We start from the raw sequence: 25,156 nt of genomic DNA on the forward strand, positions 1-25,156 counted from the left end.
GCGCGGCGTCGATCCGTACCGGCGGCGGGGGCACCCCCGTACCGGAACTCCTGGCGGCACCCGTGAAAGGAACGTGACACCCGGGGGTGTTCCGTCACACCCGCCGAACGGCGGTCGCCCCCGGCGGCGGAGTGCTGCCGGGGGCGACGGGGGTACGCGCCGAAGGCGTACGGGCCGGATCGGGGATCAGATCAGGCCGAGCTCGCGCACCGCGTCGCGCTCCTCGGTGAGCTCCTTCACCGAGGCGTCGATGCGCGTACGGGAGAACTCGTTGATCTCCAGGCCCTGGACGATCTTGTAGGTGCCGTTCTCCGTGGTGACCGGGAAGGAGGAGATGATGCCCTCCGGCACGCCGTAGGAGCCGTCCGACGGGATGCCCATGGAGGTCCAGTCGCCCGCGGCGGTGCCGTTGACCCAGGTGTGCACGTGGTCGATGGCGGCGTTGGCGGCGGAGGCGGCCGAGGACGCGCCACGGGCCTCGATGATCGCGGCGCCGCGCTTGGCGACGGTCGGGATGAAGGTGTCGGCCAGCCACGCCTCGTCGTTGACGAGCTCGGCGGCGTTCTTGCCCGCGATCTCCGCGTGGAAGATGTCGGGGTACTGGGTCGCCGAGTGGTTGCCCCAGATCGTCAGCTTCTTGATGTCGGAGACGGCGGCACCGGTCTTGGCGGCCAGCTGCGAGATCGCCCGGTTGTGGTCGAGGCGGGTCATCGCGGTGAAGCGCTCGGCCGGGACGTCCGGGGCGGCGGCCTGGGCGATCAGCGCGTTGGTGTTGGCCGGGTTGCCGACCACGAGGACCTTGATGTCGTCCGCGGCGTTGTCGTTGATGGCCTTGCCCTGGGGCTTGAAGATGCCGCCGTTGGCGGAGAGCAGGTCACCGCGCTCCATGCCCTTGGTGCGCGGGCGGGCGCCGACGAGCAGGGCGACGTTGGCACCGTCGAACGCCTTGTTGGCGTCGTCGGTGATCTCGATGCCGCGCAGCAGCGGGAAGGCGCAGTCGTCGAGCTCCATCGCGGTGCCCTCGGCGGCCTTCAGGCCCTGCGGGATCTCCAGGAGACGCAGGTTGACCGGCACGTCCGGGCCGAGCAGGTGGCCGGAGGCGATGCGGAAGAGCAGCGCGTAGCCGATCTGGCCGGCTGCGCCGGTCACGGTGACATTCACGGGAGTGCGGGTCATGGCGATCTCCGTTAGACAGCTGGCGGTGGGGGTTCCTGGCCCCTGGTGCTGGACATCCCTGAATCTTGATGTGAAGAGATATCCAGCGGTCAGGCTATCCGACCCGGAACCTCCCGGCCGCTCTGCCCCCTGTGGCACCGCGCACAACCGGTGACACAGCGCTCACCCGGCCGAATCCGGTACGGCCCTCGGCCCGCCACCGCGCACCCCACGGGCGGGGCCGCCCGGCCGCCCCGCCACCGGGCCCGGAACACTCCGTTGCCGGACGCTCACACGGTGGCGGAATGGTCACTTCCGTGCCACAGGCCCTGGCCATGCCTTGTTCCGTTCCACCCCGTCGACCAGGCTGAATCCGGACGGGGCGGGAACGCTCGACCGCCACCCGGCAGGGCCGTACGCCCTGTGGGCCCCGTCAGCCGGTGTCCGTCCCGCTCGGGGGAGGGGACGGGCACCGGTCCGGGTACGGGGTCAGCGGATGGTGAAGTGGACGGCCTGTTCCAGGAACGGAATGTCCAGCCACGGCTTGGGCTGCGCCACCAGCGCGAGCATCACGATGAGGAAGCCGAGCAGCCCGTAGGTCACCAGGTCGGTGAAGCGGGACCGCACCGCCAGCATGCCCACCGACGGCACCACGAGCCGCAGCACGGCACCGCCGAGCAGGGCGCAGCCGATCAGTATCGTGCCGACCCGGAACGCCTCGGCGAAGGGGTCGACCGCCACGATCAGCAGCCCGATCCCGGCCGTGCAGAGCACCGCGAGCAGCGGCCACTGCCGGGCCGGGGCGGGCGCGTCGCCGGGGGCGGCCCGGCCACCGCCCTCGGGGCGGGCGGTGTCCCGGGTGAGCGAGGGGAACCGTCGCGAGCGGCGCGCGCCACCGCTCTCCCCGGCCGTGGCCGGATCGTCCCCGCCCGCGGTTGCCCCGTCGGCCCCGGACGGACCGTCCGCCGCGCGCTCGTCCGCGTCCGGCACGTGCGACCCGCTCGCCGTCTTCGGGGGCCCGGGCGGGCGCGCGGACGGGCCGCCCGTCTCGGCGGCCCGGTCGGCCGGGCTCGTAGCAGCACCCATGGGGGTTTCCTCCGGATCGGGTCAGCCGGCGGCGGCGGCGTTGCGCTCGGCCGCCTCGACCACGTTGACGAGCAGCTGGGCGCGGGTCATCGGGCCGACGCCGCCGGGGTTCGGGGAGATCCAGGCGGCGACCTCGGCCACGCCCGGGTGGACGTCCCCGACGATCTTGCCGTTCTCGTCCCGGCTGACGCCGACGTCGAGCACGGCGGCGCCCGGCTTCACGTCCTCGGGCTTGATGATGTGCGGCACCCCGGCGGCGGCCACGATGATGTCGGCCTGCTTGAGGTGGGCGGAGAGGTCGCGCGTACCGGTGTGGCACTGCGTCACGGTGGCGTTCTCCGAGCGGCGGGTCAGCAGCAGCGGCATCGGGCGGCCGATGGTGACGCCCCGGCCCACGACCACCACGTTCGCCCCCTTGATCTCGACGCCGTGGTGGCGGAGCAGCTGGACGACGCCCTGCGGGGTGCACGGCAGCGGGCCCGCCTCGTTCAGCACCAGGCGGCCGAGGTTCATCGGGTGCAGACCGTCGGCGTCCTTGGCCGGGTCCATCAGTTCCAGGACACGGTTGGTGTCGATCCCGTCGGGGAGCGGGAGCTGCACGATGTACCCGGTGCAGTCGGGGTTCTCGTTCAGCTCGCGGACGACCGCCTCGATCTCCTCCTGGGTGGCGGTGTCGGGGAGTTCGCGCTGGATGGAGCCGATGCCGACCTGCGCGCAGTCGCGGTGCTTGCCGTTCACGTACCAACGACTGCCCGGGTCGTCCCCGACCAGCAGGGTTCCCAGGCCGGGGGTGATGCCCCGTTCCTTGAGGGCCGCCACACGGACGGTGAGATCGGACTTGATCGCGGCTGCGGTGGCCTTGCCATCGAGAATCTGGGCAGTCATGCCCCCATCCTCTCGGATGACCCCGCCCAGGTACCAATTCGGCCGCCGTCAGTGGCGTGATGTTGCACTTGCGCAACAAGCCCCAACCGCGACTGGACAAACTTACATTCTGTTTATAACGATTATGGCCGCAGTGCCGCAGTAGTACCGGGGGGCGGACCACTGACCTTTCTTTCCTCCGTGCGGCCGCATCGTCCCCGCAGTGCACGTTGGAGGAACGCCCAGATGAGTTTCGGCGACCCGAACCCGAACCCGAACCCGAACAACCCGTACGGCCAGCAGCCCGGCCAGCCGCCGCAGGGCCAGCCCGGTTACGGCTACCCGCAGCAGCAGCCGCCGCAGGGCCAGCCGGGCTACGGCTACCCGCAGCAGCCCCCGCAGGGCCAGCCGGGCTACGGCTACCCGCCCCAGGCCCCGGGCACCCTCCAGGCCAACAACGGCTACATCAACGTGCCCGTGCTGGGCACCGTCCAGGTCGCCTCGATGGGCCGCCGCCTCGGCGCCCGCGCCCTCGACGGCGTGATCATCGGTGTGCTCTACGCCATCCTCAGCGCGATCGGTGTCGCCGGTGCGATGGGCGCCGCCAAGGACATCGAGAACTGCGGCAGCTCCCTGGACCCGGGCTACCAGGCCTGTGTGAACGACGCGAGCGGCAGCGTCATCGCCACGATGTTCGGCATGATCGCGATCTTCGGTCTGATCACGCTGCTCTACGAGTGGCTGATGATCTCGCTGCTCGGCCAGACGCTCGGCAAGATGGCCCTCGGCCTGAAGGTCGTCAAGGAGAACACCGGCATGAACCCGGGCCTCGGCTCCGGCTTCATCCGCTGGATCATCCCGATCGTCGGCGTCTTCCTCTGCTACATCGGCGCGCTGCTGGTCTACCTCTCGCCGTTCTTCGACAACTCCGGCAAGCTCCAGGGCTGGCACGACCGTGCCGCCGGCACGCTGGTGGTCAAGAAGTAACGCACCCCGCGCACGCACGAAGGGCCGGAACTCCTCGCGGAGTTCCGGCCCTTCGTGCGTGGGACCTCAGTGGAAGAAGTGGCGCGTGCCGGTGAAGTACATCGTCACGCCGGCCTTCTTCGCGGCCTCGACGACCAGCTCGTCACGGACCGAACCGCCCGGCTGGGCCACCGCCCTGACGCCCGCGGCGGTCAGGATCTCCAGCCCGTCGGGGAACGGGAAGAACGCGTCGGAGGCGGCGTACGCACCGCGCGCCCGCTCCTCGCCCGCCCGCTCCACGGCCAGCTTCGCGGAGTCGACCCGGTTGACCTGGCCCATGCCGACGCCGACCGAGGCACCGTCCTTGGCCAGCAGGATCGCGTTGGACTTGACCGCGCGGCACGCCTTCCACGCGAAGGCCAGCTCCCTCAGCTCGGCCTCGCCCAGCGCCTCGCCGGTGGCCAGCGTCCAGTTGGCCGGGTCGTCGCCCTCGGCCTGGAGGCGGTCGGTGACCTGGAGCAGCGCGCCGCCGTCGATCGGCTTGACCTCGACCGGGGCGGTCGGGGCGTCGGGGCAGCGCAGCACCCGGATGTTCTTCTTGCGGGCCAGGATCTCGACCGCGCCGTCCTCGTAGGCCGGGGCGACGATGACCTCGGTGAAGATCTCCGCGACCTGCTCGGCCATCGCGGTGGTCACCGGACGGTTGACGGCGATGACACCGCCGAAGGCCGACAGCGGGTCGCAGGCGTGGGCCTTGCGGTGCGCCTCGGCGACGTCGTCGGCGATCGCGATGCCGCACGGGTTGGCGTGCTTGATGATCGCGACGCACGGCTCGGTGTGGTCGTACGCGGCCCGGCGCGCGGCGTCGGTGTCCGTGTAGTTGTTGTACGACATCTCCTTGCCGTGCAGCTGCTCCGCCTCGGCCAGGCCGCCGGTGCCCGAGGTGTAGAGGGCGGCGGGCTGGTGCGGGTTCTCGCCGTAGCGCAGCACGTTTCCGCGCTCGTACGTGGCGCCGAAGAAGTCGGGGAAGCCCGAGTCGTCGGCGGCGGCGTAGTCGTCCGCGAACCAGGAGGCCACGGCGACGTCGTACGCGGCGGTGTGCTGGAACGCCTCGGCGGCCAGCCGCTTGCGGGCGGTCAGGTCGAAGCCGCCGGCCTTCACCGCGGCCAGCACGTCGGCGTACCGGGCGGGGCTGGTGACCACGGCCACCGACGGGTGGTTCTTGGCGGCGGCGCGGACCATCGAGGGGCCGCCGATGTCGATCTGCTCCACGCACTCGTCGGCCGAGGCGCCGGAGGCCACGGTCTCCTTGAACGGGTAGAGGTTGACGACCACCAGGTCGAACGGCTCCACTCCGAGCTCGGCGAGCTGCTCGCGGTGGGTGTCCAGGCGCAGGTCGGCCAGGATGCCGGCGTGGACGCGCGGGTGCAGCGTCTTCACGCGGCCGTCGAGGCACTCGGGGAAGCCCGTGAGCTCCTCGACCTTGGTGACCGGGACGCCGGCGGCGGCGATCCGGCCGGCGGTGGAGCCGGTGGAGACCAGCTCGACACCCGCCTCGTGCAGACCGCGTGCGAGGTCTTCGAGCCCCGTCTTGTCGTAGACACTGACCAGGGCGCGACGGATGGGCTTATTCACCGACATGACCGAGATGAACCTTTCGTCCCTCAATGCGATAACCGTCGCGGGCGAGCCGCCCCACGGCCTCGACGAGCAGCTTGCGCTCGATTTGCTTGATGCGTTCGTGGAGAGCGGCTTCGCCCTCCGGTGAGTCCTCCTCGGTCACCTCGACCACGCCCTGCGCGATGATCGGACCGGTGTCGACGCCGTCGTCGACGAAGTGGACGGTGCAGCCGGTGACCTTCACGCCGTACGCGAGCGCGTCGCGCACCCCGTGGGCACCGGGAAAACTGGGGAGCAGGGCGGGGTGGGTGTTGACGAACCGGCCACCGAAGCGGGCGAGGAACTCCCGCCCCACGATCTTCATGAACCCCGCGGACACCACGAGGTCCGGGCGGTGCTCGGCCGTCGCGGCGGCGAGCGCGGCGTCCCACTCCTCCCGGGTGGCGTGGTCCTTGACCCGGCGGACGAACGTCGGGATGCCGGCGCGCTCCGCCCGTTCGAGACCGGCGATGCCGTCGCGGTCGGCGCCGACCGCGACGACCCGCGCGCCGAAGCCCTCGGGATCGTCACCGATGGCGTCGAGCAGGGCTTGGAGATTCGTACCCGAACCGGAGACCAGCACGACCAGGCGTGCCGGGGCGGCGGAGGGGGGCGGGGAGGCCACGGCTGGGCCCTTTCTCGCGTGGTGTTCCGGCGCGCTCCGCCCACGTCGGGGAGCGGCGCGACGCTGATTTGTACGGTCGTACGAAAGAACCGAGCCCCTCGATACGGGGAACTCTACGAACCGGCCGACCGCCAGCAACGATACCGGCACCGCGGCGGACCCCCGTGGGACGGGGGTCGGCGGCCCCGCGCCGCGGCGGCCGGTCCGGCGCCGCGGCCACCGGCGTCCCGGCCGCGCTCCCAGCTTTCGGCGGCTCCCGGCCGGGAGGTAGCGTCAGGGGACAGCGAACCGTCCACGGGGCGGAAATGACGAGATGGGGAAGACGTTCACCACATGCCGGACCGACGCCGCCGCACCGCCTTCCGCCAGCCGCTGCCCGAGCGGGACGCCTCTTCCCAGGGCGGGAGGGGTCCGGGCGGGAGCGACGACAACCCCTTCGCCCCGCCGCCGGAGAACCGGCCCGACCAGCCCTGGCAGCCCCGCCGCCCGGTGAACATCGCGAAGGGCGACGGCGACGGGAACGGCCGCGAGGACGGCTCCGGGAACGGTGAGGGCTCCTCCGGGGACCGTCCCGCCTGGGGCCAGTGGAGCAGCCGCCAGCCCGGCCGGCAGAGCGGCGGCTTCGGCGGCCGCCCGGGGCAGGGCGGGACGGGCGGCGGCCAGGGCGGCCCCGAGGGCACCCCGGGCGGGCTGCGCTGGGACCCCACGGACCCCGCGCAGCGGCGGGCGCGCTACGCGCTGCTCTGCGGCATGTGGGCCTTCTTCTTCGCGCTCTTCGACCTCCCGGAGATCGCCCTGCTGCTCGGCTCGCTCGCGGTGTACTGGGCGATCAGCTCGCTCAGGTCGAAGCCGAAGGGCCCGGCCGCGGGCGGTGCGGCTGCCACGGCGGCCCCGGCACCGGGGGCCGCGCCGGGCGCCCCGGCGGCCCCGGCGGCCCCGGTCGGCGGCAGGCAGCAGACCACGGCGGCGGTCAGCGGCCTGGTGACGGCGCTGCTCGCGCTCTCGATCGTCGCCATGACCTTCACCGTGCAGCTCGTCTACCGCGACTACTACACCTGCGTGAACGACGCCCTGACCAAGGCCGGCCAGCTGTCCTGCAACGAGCAGCTGCCGAAGCCGCTGGAGCCGATCTTCGGCGTCAGGGACTGAGTCCCGCCCCTCCCGCGCTCCCGGACGGTCCGGCCTCCTCGGGCCGGGCCGTCCGCCCGTACCAGGGGTCGGCCGGCAGGAAGTCGTACGGCGCGAGGTCCGGGTCCGCGACGGGCGCGGACGGCGTTCCGGCGTTGCCGGAGGTGGCCGCGGCGGACGCGTACGCCTCGGCCCGCTCCCGCGCACGTTCCTTCTCCCGCGCCCGCGCCAGCTCCCGCTCGCGCGCCGGCACCGCGCCGGTCAGCCACCACCAGCCGCTGCGGACCGGCCCCCGCAGCCGCCAGAACCGCAGCAGCAGCGCGCCGGGCACGCCCAGCACCACCACCCAGGCCGCCGCCGCCGCGCCGGTCAGCCACCACACCGGGCCGAACTCCGCCAGCGCCCGTGTCCCCAGCGGCCCCCCGGCCGCCGCGGCCAGCACCGCCGTACCGATCCCGCACCCGATCCCGGCGACCGCGGCCACCAGCGCGGTCGCCCCCGGGCCCCACGCCTCCTCGCGCTCGCAGTACGGCGGCGCGGCCCGCCGCACCGTGAACCAGGCGACGGTCACCCCGGCCGCGACCGGCACCCCGAGCGCCGCCCAGTTCGGGAGCGTCCCGGCGCCCTCGGCGGGCACCGCGGCCAGCAGCGGGAAACGGGGCAGCGCCGGGCGGCCTGAGAAGGCCAGCGGGGTGACCGTGGACGCCGTACCGAGGGCGAAGCCGGGGCCGAGCCCGTACGCCGCACCCCACACCGCCGCGTTCGGCACCAGCACCACCGCGAGCAGCAGCACCGCGACCCGGCCCGGCCAGTCGCCCGAGAGCTGGACGAACGCCTGCCGGGCCGGGTGCGCGTGCCACACCAACCCGACCGCGACGAGCAGCGCACCGCCGCCGACCAGCATCGCCACCCCGGCCGCCGCCGCACGCCACACCGTCCCCGCGCGCTCCCGGAGCCGGCCGCCCGCCAGCGCCCGGTGCAGGGCCGCCGGGGCTCCGGCGGGCAGCGCGACCGGATGTCCGGCCGCCGTCCAGACCCCGGCCGCCGCCGCGCCCGCCACCACGGCGACCGCCGGGAAGAGCGCCGCGAGCGGCCGCACGGCCAGCGCACCGCCCCGCGCGTAGTACGCGACCGCCGCGCCGACCAGCAGATATCCGCCGACGACCGCCGCCAGGCCGACCGGCGCCGAGAGGGCGGGCCGCTCCTCGTCCGGCACCAGGACGTCGCGCGCCGCACGGTGCACCAGCCACACCGGCACCACGGCGAGCAGCAGCGGGACCACCCCCACCGGGGCGGGCACCCCGCTCGGCGTACCGGCCCTGACCAGCTCGGCGCCATGGGCGAGCAGCCAGAGCGCGGCCGCCGTGTGGAGGGCGCTCGCGGGGCTCTCCCCGGAGTCCGGGGAGCTGATCCACAACGCCAGGACGAGAACGGTGATCGCGCCCAGCCCGAGTCCGGCCGCGACCGCTCCCCGCAGCAGGGCCAGGGGGAGTGCGGCGGACCGGCCCTGATCCGCCGACAACATCGGGCCGCTTTCGGTTACTTGGCTCACACGGCCATGCTGCCAACGACACGCGCCTAATGCGCGTAACAGTCGAATACCCGCTGTGTCGCCCAATATATGTTTATGTGCTTTATTCCGTGGTGTAGCCCATGGGAGGGAACCGCATGACGCGGCGTTCGAAGAACACCCCCTCTGACCGCCCCTCCCCCACCGGAACCCCCGACACCGAGACCACCGCTGTCACCACCATCACCGCCATCGCCACCGCCGCCCCCGACGATCCCCCCGGCGCCGGGGACCGGGCCGCCGAGGCGTTCGACGCGCTGTACGCGCACTGCGCCACCGCCCTCTTCCACCAGACGTTCCTGCTGACCGGGCGCCGGGCCCTCGCCCGGGAGTCCGTCGCCCGCGCCTTCGCCCTGGCCTGGGAGCACTGGCCCGAGGTCGCGGTGGACCGGGACCCGGTCGGGTGGGTACGGGCGGCCGGGTACGAGTACGCCCTGTCGCCCTGGCACCGGCTGCGCCGCGCGCACCGCAGGCCCGACCCGCCCCCGGCCGAGCCCGCCGACCACGCCCTGCTCGACGCGCTGCTCGCGCTGCCGCCCTGCTACCGCCGCACCCTGGTGCTCCACGACGGCCTGGGCCTGGGCCTGCCGGAGACGGCGGCGGAGACGGAGGCGAGCACCCCGGCGGCGGCGAACCGGCTGCTGAACGCGCGGGCCGCGATCGACGCGCTGGTGCCCGCACCCTCCGACGGCGACGAGGCCGCCGAGGACCCGGCGCCGCTGGCCGAACGGCTCGGCGCACTCGCCCTGTCCCCGTCCCCCGGCACGCTCCCCGCGCCCGTCCTGGTCCGTACGGACAGCGAGCGCAGGGCCAGGCGGTGGACCCGGACGACCTTCTGGTTCACCCTGCTGCTCGCCGGGCTGACGCTGTTCACCCTGGCGACGGCCCCGACCCGGCACGAGACCCCGGCGGCGCCCGCCCGGCGGATCGGCGGGGTCCCGCCGCACGGCGGTTCCCACGAGCCGGAGCCCCGGGAGCTGAGCCTGGAGAAGAAGCTCCGCGGCGAACTCTTCCGGGGCCCGGCGCGGCTGGTCCCCGGCACCGGCTGACCGGGACGCCCGGGAACGGAAACGGCGCGGGCCCGTACCCCTTCGGTTCGAGGGGTACGGGCCCGCGCCGTCTGTGCGGTGACGCTCCGGCCAGATGCGGGAGCGGTCAGGCGCCGAGGATCTCGCGGGCGAGCTTGGCGGTCTCGGTCGGCGTCTTGCCGACCTTGACGCCGGCGGCCTCGAGGGCCTCCTTCTTCGCCTGGGCGGTGCCGGAGGAGCCGGAGACGATGGCGCCGGCGTGGCCCATGGTCTTGCCCTCGGGGGCGGTGAAGCCCGCGACGTAACCGACGACCGGCTTGGTGACGTTGGCCTTGATGAAGTCGGCCGCACGCTCCTCGGCGTCGCCGCCGATCTCGCCGATCATCACGATCAGGTCGGTCTCGGGGTCGGCCTCGAACGCCGCGAGGGCGTCGATGTGCGTCGTACCGATGACCGGGTCGCCACCGATGCCGACGGCGGACGAGAAGCCGATGTCACGGAGCTCGTACATCATCTGGTAGGTCAGCGTGCCCGACTTGGACACCAGACCGATGCGGCCGGGCTTGGTGATGTCGCCCGGGATGATGCCGGCGTTGGACTGGCCGGGGGTGATCAGGCCGGGGCAGTTCGGGCCGATGATCCGGGTCTTGTTGCCCTTCGAGCCGGCATACGCCCAGAAGGCGGCCGAGTCGTGGACGGCGATGCCCTCGGTGATGACGACCGCGAGGGGGATCTCGGCGTCGATCGCCTCGACGACGGCGGCCTTCGCGAAGGCCGGCGGCACGAAGAGGACGGACACGTCGGCGCCGGTCTTCTCCATCGCCTCGGCGACGGTCCCGAAGACGGGGACCTCGGTGCCGTCGAAGTCGACGGAGGTGCCGGCCTTGCGCGGGTTCACGCCGCCGACGATGTTGGTGCCGTCACCGAGCATGAGCTTGGTGTGCTTCATGCCGGTGGCGCCGGTCATCCCCTGGACGATGACCTTGCTGTCCTTGGTGAGGAAGATTGCCATGGTGTTGGAGTCCCTCGTCCCTTACTTCGCAGCCGCGGCGAGCTCGGCGGCCTTGTCGGCCGCGCCGTCCATGGTGTCCACGCGCTGGACCAGCGGGTGGTTGGCGTCGGAAAGGATCTTGCGACCCAGCTCCGCGTTGTTGCCGTCGAGGCGCACGACCAGCGGCTTGGTGACTTCCTCGCCCTTGGACTTGAGCAGCTCGAGCGCCTGGACGATGCCGTTGGCGACCTCGTCACACGCGGTGATGCCACCGAAGACGTTGACGAAGACGGACTTGACGTCCGGGTCGCCGAGGATGATCTCCAGGCCGTTCGCCATGACCTCGGCGGAGGCGCCGCCACCGATGTCGAGGAAGTTGGCGGGCTTCACGCTGCCGTGGTTCTCACCGGCGTACGCGACGACGTCCAGGGTCGACATGACCAGGCCGGCGCCGTTGCCGATGATGCCGACCTCGCCGTCGAGCTTGACGTAGTTGAGGTTCTTGGCCTTGGCGGCGGCCTCCAGCGGGTTGGCCGCGGCCTTGTCCTCAAGGGCCTCGTGCTCGGGCTGGCGGAAGTCGGCGTTCTCGTCGAGCGAGACCTTGCCGTCCAGGGCCAGGATGCGGCCGTCCTTGGTCTTCACCAGCGGGTTGACCTCGACGAGGAGGGCGTCCTCGGCGACGAAGGTGTCCCACAGGGTCACCAGGGCCTCGGCCACACCCTCGGCCACGTCGGCCGGGAACTTCGCCTGGGCCACGATCTCGCGGGCCTTGACGATGTCGACGCCGTCGACGGCGTTGACCGGGACCTTCGCGAGGGCCTCGGGGGTCTTCTCCGCGACCTCCTCGATGTCCATGCCGCCCTGCACCGAGGCCATGGCCAGGAAGGTGCGGTTGGTCCGGTCGAGGAGGTACGAGACGTAGTACTCCGCCTCGATCTCCGGAGACAGCTCGGCGATCATCACCTTGTGGACCGTGTGGCCCTTGATGTCCATGCCGAGGATGTCGGTCGCGCGGGCGACCGCCTCGTCGGGGGTGGCGGCCAGCTTGACGCCACCGGCCTTGCCACGGCCGCCGACCTTCACCTGCGCCTTGACGACCGACTTGCCGCCCAGCCGCTCGGTCGCCTCGCGGGCTGCCTCAGGCGTGTCGATGACTTCACCGGCCAGCACCGGTACACCGTGCTTGGCGAAGAGGTCCCTCGCCTGGTACTCGAACAGGTCCACGCGCGTCCGTCCCTTAATCAATGGTCTCGCGGTTGGTTTTCTGCGTGGGCGTGCCGCGAGGGGCAAAACGTGACTGCACGGTCACCAGGAGGGCGCACACGGTGAGCCCGGCACGCGGCATGTCCATCTCGCAGGTTATCCCCGAGGCCCGCAGGACCCTAAATCACAGATAGCGCCCGAGCGGTGATTACGGTCACAGACCCTGCCGGTGTCCGGGAAGCGGCGGGGCCGGACGGCTCCGCGCCGGGCGGTCCGCCGGGCAGTGCCATTGGGGTGACGGTGACGGCCGGCGCGGACCCGCGGACGCGGGTACGGGTGCCCCTCAGTGACCGGCCTCCCCGTCCGCCGCGAGGGCCGGTACGGGCAGCGGCCGCTTCTCGACGGCCGCCGCCATCACCTCGGGGAAGAGGTCCGGGGTGCAGGCGAAGGCGGGCGCGCCCAGGGCGGCGAGCGCCGCCGCGTGGTCGCGGTCGTAGGCGGGCGCGCCCTCGTCGGAGAGCGCGAGCAGGGCCACGAACTGCACCCCGGACGCCTTCATCGCGGCGACCCGCTTGAGCATCTCGTCGCGTATCCCGCCCTCGTAGAGATCGCTGATCAGCACGACCACGGTGTCGGGGGGGCGGGTGATCCTCGACTGGCAGTAGGCCAGCGCGCGGTTGATGTCGGTACCGCCGCCGAGCCGGGTGCCGAAGAGCACGTCGACGGGGTCGTCGAGCTGGTCGGTGAGGTCGACGACCGCCGTGTCGAAGACGACGAGCCTGGTCCGCAGGGTGCGCATGGAGGCGAGGACGGCGCCGAAGACGGCGGCGTGCACCACGGAGGCAGCCATCGAACCCGACTGGTCGACGCAGAGGACGACGTCCTTCCTCACCGACCGGGCGGCCCGCCCGTAGCCGATGAGCCGTTCGGGTACGACGGTGCCGTACTCGGGGAGGTAGTTCTTCAGGTTGGCCCGGACGGTGCGGTTCCAGTCGATGTCGTGGTGCCGGGGCCGGTCGGTCCTGGCCGAGCGGTCGAGCGCGCCGGTGAGCGTGGCCCGGGTGCGGGAGGCGAGCCGCTTCTCCAGGTCCTCGACGACCTTGCGGACCACCGCTCTCGCGGTCTCCTTCGTCGTCTCGGGCATGGCCTTGCCGAGCGAGAGGAGCGTGCCCACGAGGTGGACGTCGGCCTCGACGGCCTCCAGCATCTCCGGCTCCAGCAGCAGCGCCGCGAGGTCGAGCCGGTCGAACGCGTCGCGCTGCATGACCTGGACGACGGTGCTGGGGAAGTACGTACGGATGTCGCCGAGCCAGCGGGCCACGGAGGGAGCGGACGCCCCGAGCCCGGCAGAGCGGCCGGTCCTGTTCCGGGCGCCGGTGGCGCCCCCGTCTCCGTAGAGCGCGCCCAGCGCGGCGTCCATCGCGGCGTCGCGGCCGGTGAGGGCGCGGCCGGTGCCCTCGGCGCCGTCCCCGCCCAGGACCAGCCGCCAGCGGCGCAGCCGTTCGTCGTTCCCGGTGTCCGGGGTATTCGTGGTGTCAGGGGTGTTCGTGGTCGTCGTCATGCCGTCGCCCCCCGCTGTTCCTCGGTGTCGGTGTCGGTGCCGGCGCGGGGAGCGGTCCCGGCGCCGGAGGGTGTGGCCGTGCCGGGACCGGCGCCGAGCAGCAGGAGGACCACGTCCTCGGCCGCGGCGGCCCTGGCCGCGTCCGTCTCCGGCCCGAATCCGGGCAGCGTCGCCGCGGCCCCGGTGCCCGGTGCTCCCCCGGCTCTCCCGGCGCGGGGGCCGCGGCCCACCAGCTCGCCCAGGGTGCGGCGGACGCCCGGTTCGTACGCGGAGAAGGTGCGGCGCAGCAGGGGCAGCACGTCGGCGAAGCGGTCGGCGGGCACGCCGGTGAGCCAGGCGTCGACCAGGCCGAGCAGCCGTTCGTCGTGGACGAGCAGCATGCCGCCGCCCGCCGCCCCGCCGACGAAGCCCTCGATCCACGCCGCGGCGTCGGCCGGAGGTGTGCCGGGCGAGAGGGCGAGCCCCATGAGCCGGGCCGCTTCGTCCTCCGCGAGCCGTCCCTCGTCGAGGAGCAGTCGGGCGGCGCGGCCCCGGACGGTTCCGGCGACCGTGTCCCGGGCGGCGAGCCGGTGCAGCACGGCCGTCCAGCGCTCGCGCAGCCCGTCCTCCCCGGCGGCCTCCCCCGCGCCCGGCTTCGCGTCCGTGCGGGTGGCGGGCACGCCGGTGAGCAGGCCGATCGCGGCGTGGACGCCGTCGAGCCGGTCCCGCATGGTGGCGGCGCCCTCGGCGTCCAGGCCGGTGCAGGCCGGGGGCAGGCCGACACAGATCCGCTCGGCGAGCCCGGCCGCGACCCCGGCGAGCGCCGCGGTGTCGGTGGACCGTACGTCGCCGTAGCGCAGGGTACGGGCGAGCGCGGGCAGGGCCTCGGCGAGGCGGCCCACGTCGGCGTCGAGCGCGGCGCGGTCGGCGAGGGCCCGCATCACGCCGGGCAGCGCGTCGGGGACCCCGGCGAGCAGGCACTGCTCGGCGAGCGCGGTGATCTCGGCGAGCGCGGTCGCCCCGGCGGCCCCGGCCCCGGCCCTCGCGGTGGCGGCCGTGAGCACGGTGGTGCCCCAGATGCCCGCCTCCGCGACCCGTACGTACAGCTCGGGCTCCCAGCGCAGCCGCCAGCTCTCCCGGAAGGTACCGGTGGCGCCCCGGCCGGCGGCGGGCTCGCCCCAGTCGACGCCGAGGAGGCGGAGCCGGTGCAGCAGTCGGCTCCGGGCCGCGTCGTTGTCCTTGCGGAGGTCGAGCTCCAGCTCCCGCTCCGGCGGCTCCGGTCTGAGCCGGAGGGTGCGCTGTTGGCGGGTGAGGTCGCGCTGGAGGGGGACGACGGGGGCGTCGTCCGGTACCTCGCCGAGGGTCTCGCCGACGACCAGCCGGTCGTGGACGAGCGCGAGCGGTACGTCGGAGCCGTCGCACATCACGGACCGGACCGCGTCGGTCGTCTCGGGCAGCCCGGCGAGCGGGCGGCCGCGGAGCGCGGCCAGGGCGGCGGCGAGCCGGACGGCCTCGATGACATGGGCGGACGACACGAACCGGTCCTCCTCGCGCAGGAGTCCGGCGACCTTCGTCATCCACCGCTCGACCGGGCGGTCCCCGGCCTCGAAAAGGTGCCCGTACCAGCCGGGCGAGTCGATGCCCGCCCCGTAGCCGCTCCTGCGGGCGAGCCTGCGGTGCGACCAGGGCACCCAGGTCAGTTCGGCCCTGACCTTGGGCAGGCCCTTGAGCAGGGCGCGGTCGGCGGTGAGCGTGGTCCGCGCGGCGAGCGCGGGGACGTGCCAGGCACCGCAGACGACCGCGGTGTCCTCGCCGAACTCCTTGACGGCCTTGCGCAGTTGGATGCGCATGTGCGCCTCGCGCACGGCGTCGCGGGGGTGGCCGCCGTCGCCGTACGCCTCGCGCAGGGCGGTCATCGCCTCGGCCAGCACCGTGAACGGGGCCCAGGGGTCCGCCGTTCCGCCGCCCCCGGTGCGGTGCTCGACGACGTCCTCCCACCAGCGCTCGGGGTCGTCGTAGCCCGCCGTCTCGGCGAGCACCCCGAGGGGGTCGACGGGGACGCGCCCGGCCCCGTCGGCCTCCCCGGCGCCGCCGGGGCCGTCCGCCGCCTCCGCCTCGGCCCGGGTCATGGCCAGGGAGTGTGCCGCCGGAAGGTCGATGAACCGGACCTCGGCACCGTGACCGAGGGCCCAGCGCAGGGCGACCCACTCGGGCGAGAACGCCGCCATCGGCCAGAACGCCGCCTGCCCCGGGTCGCCGACGACATGGGCGAGCAGGGCGACCGGCGGCCGCATCCGCTCGTCGGCGGCGAACGGCAGCAGCGCGTCGGCCTCCGGGGGGCCTTCGATCAGCACGGCCCTCGGGCGGGCTGCGTCCAGCGCCGCCCGGACGGCCCGCGCGGATCCGGGCCCATGGTGCCGGACGCCCAACAGCAGCGGCCCCGGCGGGCGTTCCGCCGCAGGCCGCACGGCCCCCGTCGCGGGGTGTCCGGTCGCGGTCATGCGGAGACCTCTCGGCAGGCGCGGTAGAAGTCCTTCCACCCGTCCCGCTCCCGGACCACCGTCTCCAGGTACTCCTGCCAGACCATCCGGTCGGCCGCCGGGTCGCGGACGACCGCGCCGAGGATGCCCGCCGCGACGTCCCCGGGGCGCAGCACCCCGTCCCCGAAGTGGGCGGCGAGGGCGAGGCCGTTGGTGACGACGGAGATCGCCTCGGCCGTGGACAGCGTTCCCGAGGGGGACTTGAGCTTGGTACGTCCGTCCGTGGTGACTCCGTCGCGCAGCTCGCGGAAGACCGTGACGACGCGGCGGATCTCGGCCGCGCCGTCGGGGGCGGACGGGAGGTCCAGCGAGCGGCCTATCTGGTCGACCCGGCGGGACACGATGTCGACCTCGGCGTCGGGCGTGGCGGGCAGCGGGAGCACGACGGTGTTGAACCGGCGGCGCAGGGCGCTGGACAGCTCGTTGACCCCGCGGTCGCGGTCGTTGGCGGTGGCGATGACGTTGAATCCGCGGACCGCCTGGACCTCCTGGCCCAGCTCGGGCACGGGGAGTGTCTTCTCGGACAGGATCGTGATGAGCGAGTCCTGCACGTCGGCGGGGATGCGGGTCAGCTCCTCGACGCGCGCCGTCAGCCCCTCGGACATGGCGCGCATCAGCGGGCTGGGCACCAGGGCTTCGCGGCTCGGTCCGTGCGCGAGGAGCCGGGCGTAGTTCCATCCGTAGCGGACGGCTTCCTCGGGGGTGCCCGCGGTGCCCTGGACGAGCAGGGTCGAGTCGCCGCTGACGGCGGCGGCCAGATGCTCCGACACCCAGGTCTTGGCCGTGCCGGGAACGCCGAGGAGCAGCAGGGCCCGGTCGGTGGCGAGGGTGGTGACGGCGACCTCGACGAGGCGGCGCGGGCCCACGTACTTCGGGGTGATCACCGTACCGTCGGGCAGGGCGCCGCCGAGGAGGTAGGTGGCGACGGCCCACGGGGAGAGCCGCCAACGGGCGGGGCGCGGGCGGTCGTCGGCTGCGGCGAGGGCCTTCAGCTCATCGGCGAAGGCGTCCTCGGCATGCGGTCGGAGAGCCTGTGCGCCGGCGGTGGCAGTGGATTCGGACACGGTCGTGGATCCCCCCTCCGGGTCGGTCGACCCGATGCGTTCTCCACCGTGCACCACGGCACTGACAATCGCCCCCGACCGGCCGCCGGAGCCGGTCGGGGCGTTGCTGACACGAGGTCAGCCGACCACCGGCGACACGGCCACACAGCCGCCGGCGGCGAGCATGTCCTTCCCCTTCCCCTCCTCGATCACCTTGCCCTTGTACGTGATCGAGCAGGTGACCCCGGCCCCGTCCGCGTCGAGGGCGATCGGGGTGACACCGGGCGGCGTGATCCCGCGCAGGGTGACGGTCTTGCGCCAGGGCAGCGTGGGCGACGCGACCTTCTCGATCTTCGGGTCCATGGCCTTGCCGCCGTCGACGTGGAACTGGATCTCGTCGACGCCCGATCCGGTGACCTCGTAGGTGACTTCGTACTTCTCGTCGACCACCTCGTCCACGGCGTCGTCCACAGCCTTGTCGACGGTCCTGTCGACCTTCTCGGCCGTGCCCGAGCAGGCGGTGAGGCCGATTCCGAGGCCGAGGACGACAGCCGCGCAGGCGGCGGCGCGGAGCATGGTGCGGGCCGTGGTGCGGATGGGGCGAATGGTGTGGCTCATGTGCTGGATCCCCCCGGATCGATGGGTCTGATGTCCGCAGAAAATCGCAAAGGGAAGGTCAAGTCAAGTGGGTTGCGTGACGGTGAATCAGCAGGTCAGGGCGATTGTCAGTGGGGCGCTCTACCGTCGTCGGCATGCTGCTATCTCACGGGGGAGAAACCACGCGCACCGCCGGGCCGGTGGCGCGCTGGACGGTGGAGCAGGTACTGGCCCTCGCTCCTGACGACGCGTCGCGCCGGGCGGGGACGAAGCTCGGTCCGGGCGGTCCGTGGTCGGGGCACGGATGCGACGGGTCGGGGGCGGTGTGGGGGCTGTGCGAGGGAAGCGGGAGCACGCCGTACCGGACGGTGGTGGACACCACCGGCCCCGCGTACGGATGCAGTTGCCCGAGCCGGAAGTTCCCGTGCAAGCACGCGCTGGGCCTGCTGCTGGTCTGGGCGTCGGACGGATCGGTGCCGCCCGGGGGCGAGGTGCCGGACTGGGCGGCCGCGTGGCTGGCGGAGCGCCGGGAGCGGTCGGCCGGGCGGCCGGAGCGGAGCGCGGCGGGCACCGCCCCGACCGCGGGCCCGGCCGACCCGGAGGCCGCCGGACGGCGGGCCGAGCGCCGGGCCGAGCGCATCACCGCCGGCGCCCAGGAGTTGGAGGAGCGGCTGGCCGATCTGCTGCGGACCGGACTGGCGGCGGCCGGGCAGCCGGGCTACGCGTTCTGGGAGGAGACGGCGGCCCGGATGGTCGACGCCCAGGCCCCGGGGCTGGCGTCCCGGGTGCGGGAGTTGGGGGCCGTCCCGGCCTCCGGCCCGGACTGGCCGGTGCGCCTGCTGGAGGAGTGCGGGCTGCTGCATCTGCTGGACAGAGCCTGGCTGGGTGTCGACCGGCTGCCCGGACCGCTGGCCGCCACGGTCCGTACGCGCGTGGGTCTGACGGCCCCCGCCGAGGGCCCGCCGGTCCGGGACGAGTGGCTGGTCCTCGCCCAGTACGACGCCTCCGACGGCAGGCTCGTCACGCGTCGCGTCTGGCTGCACGGCAGGGGAACGGGCCGCACGGCACTGCTGCTCTCCTTCGGGGCGGCCGGCCGCTCCCCCGCTCTGTCCCTGCCGGTGGGCGCCACGGTCGACGCCGGGCTGATGTTCCGTCCGGGCACCGGCCGGCTCCGGGCCGAGCCGGCCGGGGAGTTCACGGTGGTGGAGCGGGCAGGCACGCCCCCGCCGGGCGGCACGGCGGCCGAGGCGGTCGGTGCGTACGGCGCGGCGCTGCGGGAGGACCCCTGGCTGGACGCCTGGCCGGTGACGCTGCGCGCGGTCATACCCGTGCCGTCCGGGGACGGCTGGCAACTGCTGGACGCGGCGGGCGGCGAGGGGCTGCCGGTCACCCAGGCCGCCCTGTCGAGGCCCGGGCTGTGGAAGCTCGCCGCACTGTCCGGCGGCTCCCCGGTCACGGTCTTCGGCGAGTGCGGTCACCGCGGCTTCGACCCGTACGCGGCCTGGCCCGGAGCGGCCGGGGACGACGGCGCGGGCGGGCCCGTACCGCTCATCTGACACGACCGGTCGAACGCGACCGCGTGAACACGAACGAGGACGAGAAGGGGGACCATCCATGCCCGGCACCATCGCATCCGCCCCGTGGGAGGAACTCGTCACCACGGCGCTCCTCGGTACCGACCGCCGCCCGCCCACCGGGGGTGGCGGGCCCGCCGGACTGCTCGACGCGGCGGCGGCCCACACCGTGCGGCGGCGGGCGGGGCTGCTGCCCGCCCCGGGCGCCGACCGGCCCGGTCCGGCGCCCGCCGACCCACGGCCCACACCGCCCCCGGCCGCGCGGCGCAGACTCGCCCAGCTGCTGGCCGACCGGTCGGCACCGGGCGGCTCGGGCGGGCGGCGCGGCGCGGCCCCCGACCTCACGGAGCTGATCCCGCAGTGGCTGGCCGCCGCCAACCGCCGGGGCTTCCGGGCCCCGGCCGAACTGCTCCCGGCCCTGCTCGACGCGGCCCGGGCCCGGACCGACCTGCGGCCGCAGGTGCTGGCCTTCGCGGGCCCGCGCGGGCTGTGGCTGGCCGGGTTGAATCCCGAGTGGCGATTCGCCCTGCGCGGCGCGTCCGCCGGCGCACCGCGCCCCCTTCCGGCGGATTCCGGGGCGGTCGTCCGGCTGTGGGAGGAAGGCCTGTTCGCCGAGCGGGTCGCGCTGCTCGCGGCCCTGAGGGCGCACGACCCCGCCGGAGCGCTGACGCTGCTCGCCGCCACCTGGGCCACCGAGCGGGCCGAGGACCGGCTGATGTTCGTCGACTCGCTGCGCACCGGGCTCTCCCCCGTGGACGAGCCCTTCCTGGAGCAGGCGCTCTCCGACCGCAGTCGCAATGTCCGCTCCACCGCCGCCGAGCTGCTCTCCGCCCTGCCGGAGTCGGCGCTCGGGGCCCGGATGGCGTCCCGGGCGCTGTCCTGCGTGAGTCCGGATCTCACCGGCGACGAACCATCGGTCGCCGTGGAGGCCCCGCACGAGTGCGACGGGGCGATGGAGCGCGACGGCGTGGTGGCGGTGCCGCCGTCCGGCCGGGGGGAACGGTCGTGGTGGCTCGGCCAGCTCGTCGAGGCGACGCCGCTCGCCACCTGGCCCGCGCGGTTCGGCCACCGTACCGCCCGGGAGATCGTCGCCCTCCCGGTCGCGGACGGCTGGGCCGAGGAGCTGCACGCGGCGTGGTGCCGGGCGGCCATACGGCAGCGGGACGCCGGATGGGCCCGCGCGCTGCTCGGCGCCCCGTCCGCCCCGCCGTCGAGCGGCCCGGGAACGTCGTCGCTGGCCGAGCGCTCGAAGCTCCTCGGCATACTCCCCGCGGCCGAGCGGGGAGACTGGGTCGCCGGGTTCATCGCCGCGCACGGGCTGTCGGAGGCGTTCCAGCTCCTGGGCGTCTGCCCGACCCCCTGGGCCGGTCCGCTGGGCCGCGCGGTCGTGGACGCGCTGGACATCGCCCGGGACGCGGGCAGCTACCCATGGAGCTTCAGTGGTGTGATGGGCCTGGCCGAGCGCTGTCTGAACCCGGCGGAGGCGGACCGCCTGGAGGTCCTGACGACCACGCCCGACGAGTCGGCGGACGCCTCACCGGGCGCGGGCGGCTACTGGTCCGAGGCCTTCCAGCGGCTCGTCTCCACGCTGCGGCTGCGCGCCGAGATGGTGGCGGAGCTGACCCCGCCCTGACGCCCCCGCCCGGTCCTCGGCCCACCCCTACCGGCACCGGCACCGGCACGAGCAGGCCGAGGACCCGGGCGGGCCAGGTACCGGGCGGGACGGTGCAGAGCCACGGGGCGAGGACCCGGGCACGGGCCGAGACGGGCCGCCGGGAACAGGCCCGAGGGCTGATCCCGCCGGGCACACGGCCGAGGCCGAGGACGCACGCCACCGGGAACAGGACCGGCCCGGCCCATCCAGGGACGGGACCGGGACAGGGCCGGGCCGAATCAGGGCCGGGCCGAATCAGGGGCGGCCAGGTCGGGGAAAGACACCGCAGAGGACCGGCCCGTGAAGGCCCGGCCCGGGGAGGTCAGGCCTCCGCGTGGTGGCGGATGTTCGCGTTGATCCACTCCACGATCGCGGTCGTCGTGGCACCCGGGGTGAAGATCTCCGCGACACCCTGCTCCTTCAGCGGGGCGATGTCGTCCTCCGGGATGATGCCGCCGCCGAAGACCTTGATGTCCTCCGCCTCGCGCTCCTTCAGCAACTCGATGACCTTGGCGAAGAGCGTGTTGTGCGCGCCGGAGAGGATCGAGAGGCCGATCGCGTCGGCGTCCTCCTGGATCGCGGTGTCCACGATCTGCTCGGGCGTCTGGTGCAGCCCGGTGTAGATGACCTCCATACCCGCGTCGCGCAGCGCCCTCGCGATCACCTTGGCCCCGCGATCATGGCCGTCCAGCCCCGGCTTCGCCACCACCACACGGATCGGACCGGTCACACCCATCACTGCCTCCACATGCCTCTCCCGCGCCTGAAGGGCCGGGGATGTGAACGAACGTTATCTACAGCATCCCGCAAGCCGTCGTTTCGCGGTGGACGGGGAGGGGGAAATCACACAGTGGGACATGTTCACCGGGCACCGCCCCCGTATGCACGCGGCACGCCAGCCGTGCGGGGACCGGTCGCCAGGGGAGCCGCGACGAGGTCGCCCGTACCAGCGTGCCGTCAGCCGCACGGCGCGGTGGTACGGCCGGCCCGGTCCGCCGGTCCGTCCGTACCGCGCGCCGGTGACCGCACAGCCGCCTCCCCCGCTCGTCGAAGCCGGAGGTCGGCCATGAAGGTCCTGCCTTTTCTCCCGTCACTGCCGCTCCCCCCGCCGCTCGGTCCGGGGCCGCGTCCCACCGGGCCGTCCGCCGCGCTGCTGAAGGCCACCGCCCTGGAACTGGTGGCCCTCACGGCTCATGTGCTCCTCTACCCGACCGGCATCACCGGTGAACGACGGAACGCACCGTGCCCGGCCGAACCACCCACCGACACCGCCGACCCCGCCACCGGCCCTGCCACCACCGGCCGCGCCGCCTCCGCCAGAACCCCCGCCCGGGCCCCCGTCCCGCCCGCCGGCGAGGAGCCTCCCCCGGTCGTCCTGGTGCACGGCTTCATCGACAACCGCTCGGTCTTCGTCCTGCTGCGCCGCGCCCTCGCCCAGCACGGCCACCGCCATGTGGAATCGCTCAACTACTCACCGCTGACCTGCGACATCCGGACTGCGGCCGAGCTGTTCGGGCGGCATGTCGAGGAGATCTGCGCCCGCACCGGGCACCAGGAGATCGACATCGTCGGGCACAGCCTCGGCGGACTGATCGCCCGCTACTACGTCCAGCGGCTCGGCGGCGACCAGCGGGTCCGCACCCTGGTCACGCTCGGCACCCCGCACGGCGGCACCGCCGTCGCCCCCCTGGCCAGCGCTCACCCCATCGTGCGGCAGATGCGCACCGGATCCGCGCCGATCGAGGAGCTGCGCCTGCCCGCGCCCGGCTGCCGCACCCGCTTCGTGAGCTTCTGGGGCGAGCTGGACCGGGTGATCGTCCCGCCCGAGGCCGCCCGCATCGACCACCCCGACCTGGACGCGGAGAACGTACGCGTCACGGGCATCGGCCACCTCGCACTGCCGGTGCACCCGACCGTGGTCGCCGCGATCCGCGAGGCGCTGGAGGAATCCGGCGGCCCGGCGGCCGGACCCGCCGAGGATGCGGGAGCAGCCTGAGCCCCACAGGCCCCACAGACCTCACCGGACCCACGGACCGCAGTGCGGCGTACGGCCCCCGTCGCCGACCCGGCCTTCGCAACCGACAGTGACGCCGCAAATAGAACAGACTTCGAACATAGAGCCAAGGGTCTGTGCACTGGCCGCCGAAAGGCGGCCGATTGCCCGTTTCCTGAGCCGCCGGAACCCGTGGAAGATTGTCGACGTCAGGTAGCGGCGGGTACAGTCGCGGCCACTGCTCCCCCTGGGATTCCCCCACCGGACCCCAGAGCACAGGTCCTGCTGCCGAGGCGAGAGAGAAGTTGGTGAACGACCAGCACCCCGACGCCGGGTACGCCGGACACGACGGCGGAGCGACCGGCGGCTTCCACGGCGATCCGCTCTTCGGCTCGTTCCAGGCCGGTCACGACAGCACGTACGGCGGCGGCTACGGCATCGGCCATGTCGACGGGTACAGCGGCCAGTACGACTCCACCCAGTGGGACACCGGAGCGCACCCGACCGCCTCGTACGACGCCTACGCCCCGTACGCCACGCAGCCCGAGCCGCAGCAGTACACGGAGCCGCACTACCCGGAGCAGCCGTACACGGAGCCGCAGTACACGACGGGCCCGGCCTACGGCACCACGGCCGTCTGGACGACCGCCGACTACGGCACGGACGCCACCACCTCCACCGCGGTCTTCCCCGGCATCCCGGCCCAGGGCGGTTCCCCGGAGAGCACCGGGCAGTGGGACACCGGCAGCTGGTCCACGGACGGCCACTGGGCCATGAACGACGCGGCGGTGAACAGCACGGCCGCGTACGACACCGGCGCCTACGACGCCACCGCCTGGAACACCGGCGCCGCGCCCGCACCCGAGCCCGCCTTCGACCAGCAGCTCACGCAGACCATGGAGACCGCGCGGCTGCCGCACGAGACCCACGAGGCACACCCCGCGCACGGCGACGACTACGCGGAGTACGAGCCCTACGCCGACCGGACCGCCTTCTACGCGTACGACCCGTACGCCCCCTATGCCCCGGACGGCGCGAACGACACCGCCGCCACGGACGGCACCAACGGCACGGACGCCGCCGACGACCTCGACGCGGCGGACGGTCCCGACGGGCCGGAGAGCACCGAGCTCGCGTCCGGTCCGCGCCGCTCCCCCGACCGCCCCGCCACCCGGGGTGGTGGCCGCGGCCGTCGTCGTACGCCCGCGAAGCGTTCCGCGCTGCTGACCGTCGCCATTCCGTCCGCCTGCGTGATGAGCGTGGCCGGGATCGCCGCGGCCTCGGTCGGCGGGCTCGGCGGGGACGACAAGAAGGACGACACCACGGCGCTGGCGGCGGCCGACTCCGTCAAGCCCGCCGAGGCCAACAACAAGCTGGACACCCAGCTCGCCAAGCTCAGCGCCAACGCGGAGAACTTCGCCGACCGCGCCAGCCGAACCCAGGAACGTATCGACCTGCGCGAACGGCAGGCCGCCGAGAAGAAGAAGCGCGAGGAGGAGGCCGCCCGCAAGGAGGCGCTGCGTCCCAAGTTCGTGCTGCCGGTCAAGCAGCACGGGCTCAGCGCGTACTTCGGTCAGGCGGGCATCAACTGGATGTCCGTGCACACCGGCATCGACTTCCCGGTGCTGGAGGGCACGCCCGTGATGGCCGCGACGGACGGCACCGTGCGCACCCAGCTGAACAGCGCGTACGGCAACATGGCGATCGTCACCATGGCCGACGGCACGGAGACCTGGTACTGCCACCTCAGCAGCACCCGGATCCGCTCGGGCCCGGTCAAGGCCGGTGACGTCATCGCGTACTCGGGCAACACCGGGAACTCGACCGGCCCGCATCTGCACTTCGAGGTGCGGCCCGGCGGCGGCGCCGCGGTGAACCCGCTGCCGTGGCTGCGCAGCCACGGCGTCAACCCGACCTGAGCCGCAACGCGGAGGGGGCCC

20 protein-coding genes are annotated in these 25,156 nt (G+C 73.8%); 7 read left to right on the forward strand and 13 right to left on the reverse strand.

From position 1 onward, the window contains the following. Positions 1 to 186 precede the first annotated feature (186 nt). The 3 genes from ACIQGQ_RS02085 to ACIQGQ_RS02095 all read right to left on the reverse strand — a co-directional run bounded on the left by ACIQGQ_RS02085 (position 187) and on the right by ACIQGQ_RS02095 (position 3,126). A complete protein-coding gene (locus tag ACIQGQ_RS02085) occupies positions 187 to 1,176 on the reverse strand; it encodes a malate dehydrogenase (protein ID WP_402389539.1) in 990 nt (329 codons plus the stop codon). 468 nt (positions 1,177 to 1,644) lie between these two features. Then, on the reverse strand, positions 1,645 to 2,241 hold the full coding sequence (locus tag ACIQGQ_RS02090) for a DUF3017 domain-containing protein (RefSeq protein WP_402389542.1): 597 nt from the start codon (positions 2,239 to 2,241) through the stop codon (positions 1,645 to 1,647). A 21-nt stretch (positions 2,242 to 2,262) separates the two neighbouring features. Further along, positions 2,263 to 3,126, reverse strand: a complete 864-nt coding sequence (locus ACIQGQ_RS02095) for a bifunctional methylenetetrahydrofolate dehydrogenase/methenyltetrahydrofolate cyclohydrolase (RefSeq protein WP_402389544.1) — start codon at positions 3,124 to 3,126, stop codon at positions 2,263 to 2,265. 225 nt (positions 3,127 to 3,351) lie between these two features. Between ACIQGQ_RS02095 and ACIQGQ_RS02100 the strand changes: the two genes are divergently transcribed. Then, positions 3,352 to 4,092: an RDD family protein gene (locus ACIQGQ_RS02100; protein ID WP_402389546.1), complete on the forward strand. Its 741-nt coding sequence runs from the start codon at positions 3,352 to 3,354 to the stop codon at positions 4,090 to 4,092. A gap of 66 nt (positions 4,093 to 4,158) precedes the next feature. Here ACIQGQ_RS02100 and purH read toward each other — a convergent pair whose 3' ends face one another. After that, entirely contained in the window at positions 4,159 to 5,712 is a 1,554-nt protein-coding gene (purH, locus tag ACIQGQ_RS02105; RefSeq protein ID WP_402389549.1) for a bifunctional phosphoribosylaminoimidazolecarboxamide formyltransferase/IMP cyclohydrolase, read from the reverse strand. Next, a complete protein-coding gene (purN, locus tag ACIQGQ_RS02110; protein ID WP_352273554.1) occupies positions 5,699 to 6,355 on the reverse strand; it encodes a phosphoribosylglycinamide formyltransferase in 657 nt (218 codons plus the stop codon). Before purN ends, purH begins: the two co-directional genes overlap by 14 nt. A gap of 333 nt (positions 6,356 to 6,688) precedes the next feature. On the opposite strand from purN, the gene ACIQGQ_RS02115 reads away from it, so the two are divergent. Next, positions 6,689 to 7,504: a hypothetical protein gene (locus tag ACIQGQ_RS02115; RefSeq protein ID WP_402389552.1), complete on the forward strand. Its 816-nt coding sequence runs from the start codon at positions 6,689 to 6,691 to the stop codon at positions 7,502 to 7,504. Here ACIQGQ_RS02115 and ACIQGQ_RS02120 read toward each other — a convergent pair. Next, positions 7,494 to 9,035 carry a DUF6350 family protein gene (locus ACIQGQ_RS02120; RefSeq protein WP_402389554.1) on the reverse strand — a complete coding sequence of 514 codons (1,542 nt, stop codon included), beginning with the start codon at positions 9,033 to 9,035 and terminating at the stop codon, positions 7,494 to 7,496. The genes ACIQGQ_RS02115 and ACIQGQ_RS02120 overlap by 11 nt on opposite strands. Positions 9,036 to 9,151: 116 nt before the next feature. Between ACIQGQ_RS02120 and ACIQGQ_RS02125 the strand changes: the two genes are divergently transcribed. Beyond that, a complete protein-coding gene (locus ACIQGQ_RS02125) occupies positions 9,152 to 10,102 on the forward strand; it encodes a sigma factor-like helix-turn-helix DNA-binding protein (RefSeq protein ID WP_402389557.1) in 951 nt (316 codons plus the stop codon). Between the two features lie 106 nt (positions 10,103 to 10,208). Here ACIQGQ_RS02125 and sucD read toward each other — a convergent pair whose 3' ends face one another. The 6 genes from sucD to ACIQGQ_RS02155 all read right to left on the reverse strand — a co-directional run bounded on the left by sucD (position 10,209) and on the right by ACIQGQ_RS02155 (position 18,016). Beyond that, entirely contained in the window at positions 10,209 to 11,093 is an 885-nt protein-coding gene (gene sucD / locus ACIQGQ_RS02130; protein WP_402389559.1) for a succinate--CoA ligase subunit alpha, read from the reverse strand. A 21-nt stretch (positions 11,094 to 11,114) separates the two neighbouring features. Continuing rightward, positions 11,115 to 12,296: an ADP-forming succinate--CoA ligase subunit beta gene (sucC, locus tag ACIQGQ_RS02135; protein WP_402389562.1), complete on the reverse strand. Its 1,182-nt coding sequence runs from the start codon at positions 12,294 to 12,296 to the stop codon at positions 11,115 to 11,117. A gap of 322 nt (positions 12,297 to 12,618) precedes the next feature. Next, positions 12,619 to 13,836, reverse strand: a complete 1,218-nt coding sequence (locus ACIQGQ_RS02140) for a VWA domain-containing protein (RefSeq protein ID WP_402389565.1) — start codon at positions 13,834 to 13,836, stop codon at positions 12,619 to 12,621. Further along, positions 13,833 to 16,316 carry a DUF5682 family protein gene (locus ACIQGQ_RS02145; RefSeq protein ID WP_402389567.1) on the reverse strand — a complete coding sequence of 828 codons (2,484 nt, stop codon included), beginning with the start codon at positions 16,314 to 16,316 and terminating at the stop codon, positions 13,833 to 13,835. Before ACIQGQ_RS02145 ends, ACIQGQ_RS02140 begins: the two co-directional genes overlap by 4 nt. After that, positions 16,313 to 17,419, reverse strand: a complete 1,107-nt coding sequence (locus tag ACIQGQ_RS02150; RefSeq protein WP_402389570.1) for an AAA family ATPase — start codon at positions 17,417 to 17,419, stop codon at positions 16,313 to 16,315. The genes ACIQGQ_RS02145 and ACIQGQ_RS02150 overlap by 4 nt, the downstream gene beginning before the upstream one ends. A 117-nt stretch (positions 17,420 to 17,536) precedes the next feature. Continuing rightward, positions 17,537 to 18,016 (reverse strand): MmpS family transport accessory protein, encoded by a 480-nt coding sequence (locus ACIQGQ_RS02155; RefSeq protein ID WP_402389573.1) that lies wholly within the window; start codon positions 18,014 to 18,016, stop codon positions 17,537 to 17,539. A gap of 134 nt (positions 18,017 to 18,150) precedes the next feature. Between ACIQGQ_RS02155 and ACIQGQ_RS02160 the strand changes: the two genes are divergently transcribed. Together ACIQGQ_RS02160 and ACIQGQ_RS02165 are read left to right on the forward strand one after the other, a co-directional pair. Further along, positions 18,151 to 19,551, forward strand: coding sequence for an SWIM zinc finger family protein (locus ACIQGQ_RS02160; RefSeq protein WP_402389575.1), 1,401 nt, complete (start codon positions 18,151 to 18,153; stop codon positions 19,549 to 19,551). A 58-nt stretch (positions 19,552 to 19,609) separates the two neighbouring features. After that, on the forward strand, positions 19,610 to 21,202 hold the full coding sequence (locus tag ACIQGQ_RS02165; RefSeq protein WP_402389578.1) for a DUF5691 domain-containing protein: 1,593 nt from the start codon (positions 19,610 to 19,612) through the stop codon (positions 21,200 to 21,202). A gap of 343 nt (positions 21,203 to 21,545) precedes the next feature. Here ACIQGQ_RS02165 and ACIQGQ_RS02170 read toward each other — a convergent pair whose 3' ends face one another. Beyond that, positions 21,546 to 21,959 carry a cobalamin B12-binding domain-containing protein gene (locus tag ACIQGQ_RS02170; protein WP_352273566.1) on the reverse strand — a complete coding sequence of 138 codons (414 nt, stop codon included), beginning with the start codon at positions 21,957 to 21,959 and terminating at the stop codon, positions 21,546 to 21,548. 330 nt (positions 21,960 to 22,289) lie between these two features. Here ACIQGQ_RS02170 and ACIQGQ_RS02175 point away from each other — a divergent pair, with 330 nt between their 5' ends. Further along, the gene (locus ACIQGQ_RS02175) at positions 22,290 to 23,219 is read left to right on the forward strand and encodes an esterase/lipase family protein (RefSeq protein WP_402389580.1); all 930 of its coding nucleotides are present in this window, start codon (positions 22,290 to 22,292) and stop codon (positions 23,217 to 23,219) included. A gap of 305 nt (positions 23,220 to 23,524) precedes the next feature. Next, positions 23,525 to 25,135: a M23 family metallopeptidase gene (locus tag ACIQGQ_RS02180; protein ID WP_402389583.1), complete on the forward strand. Its 1,611-nt coding sequence runs from the start codon at positions 23,525 to 23,527 to the stop codon at positions 25,133 to 25,135. Positions 25,136 to 25,156: the final 21 nt, after the last annotated feature.

It is taken from the genome of Streptomyces sp. NPDC092952 (assembly GCF_044754785.1).
Classification (GTDB): Bacteria; Actinomycetota; Actinomycetes; order Streptomycetales; family Streptomycetaceae; genus Streptomyces.

Bases quoted from the DNA above. Each gene is read 5' to 3' on its own strand.
- ACIQGQ_RS02155 (WP_402389573.1), bottom strand. From the start codon at position 18,016: ATGAGCCACACCATTCGCCCCATCCGCACCACGGCCCGCACCATGCTC.
- ACIQGQ_RS02115 (WP_402389552.1), top strand. From the start codon at position 6,689: ATGCCGGACCGACGCCGCCGCACCGCCTTCCGCCAGCCGCTGCCCGAG.
- ACIQGQ_RS02175 (WP_402389580.1), top strand. From the start codon at position 22,290: ATGAAGGTCCTGCCTTTTCTCCCGTCACTGCCGCTCCCCCCGCCGCTC.
- ACIQGQ_RS02125 (WP_402389557.1), top strand. From the start codon at position 9,152: ATGACGCGGCGTTCGAAGAACACCCCCTCTGACCGCCCCTCCCCCACC.
- ACIQGQ_RS02095 (WP_402389544.1), bottom strand. From the start codon at position 3,126: ATGACTGCCCAGATTCTCGATGGCAAGGCCACCGCAGCCGCGATCAAG.
- ACIQGQ_RS02090 (WP_402389542.1), bottom strand. From the start codon at position 2,241: ATGGGTGCTGCTACGAGCCCGGCCGACCGGGCCGCCGAGACGGGCGGC.
- ACIQGQ_RS02165 (WP_402389578.1), top strand. From the start codon at position 19,610: ATGCCCGGCACCATCGCATCCGCCCCGTGGGAGGAACTCGTCACCACG.
- ACIQGQ_RS02140 (WP_402389565.1), bottom strand. From the start codon at position 13,836: ATGACGACGACCACGAACACCCCTGACACCACGAATACCCCGGACACC.
- ACIQGQ_RS02160 (WP_402389575.1), top strand. From the start codon at position 18,151: ATGCTGCTATCTCACGGGGGAGAAACCACGCGCACCGCCGGGCCGGTG.
- purH (WP_402389549.1), bottom strand. From the start codon at position 5,712: ATGTCGGTGAATAAGCCCATCCGTCGCGCCCTGGTCAGTGTCTACGAC.
- ACIQGQ_RS02085 (WP_402389539.1), bottom strand. From the start codon at position 1,176: ATGACCCGCACTCCCGTGAATGTCACCGTGACCGGCGCAGCCGGCCAG.
- ACIQGQ_RS02100 (WP_402389546.1), top strand. From the start codon at position 3,352: ATGAGTTTCGGCGACCCGAACCCGAACCCGAACCCGAACAACCCGTAC.
- ACIQGQ_RS02170 (WP_352273566.1), bottom strand. From the start codon at position 21,959: ATGGGTGTGACCGGTCCGATCCGTGTGGTGGTGGCGAAGCCGGGGCTG.
- ACIQGQ_RS02145 (WP_402389567.1), bottom strand. From the start codon at position 16,316: ATGACCGCGACCGGACACCCCGCGACGGGGGCCGTGCGGCCTGCGGCG.
- sucD (WP_402389559.1), bottom strand. From the start codon at position 11,093: ATGGCAATCTTCCTCACCAAGGACAGCAAGGTCATCGTCCAGGGGATG.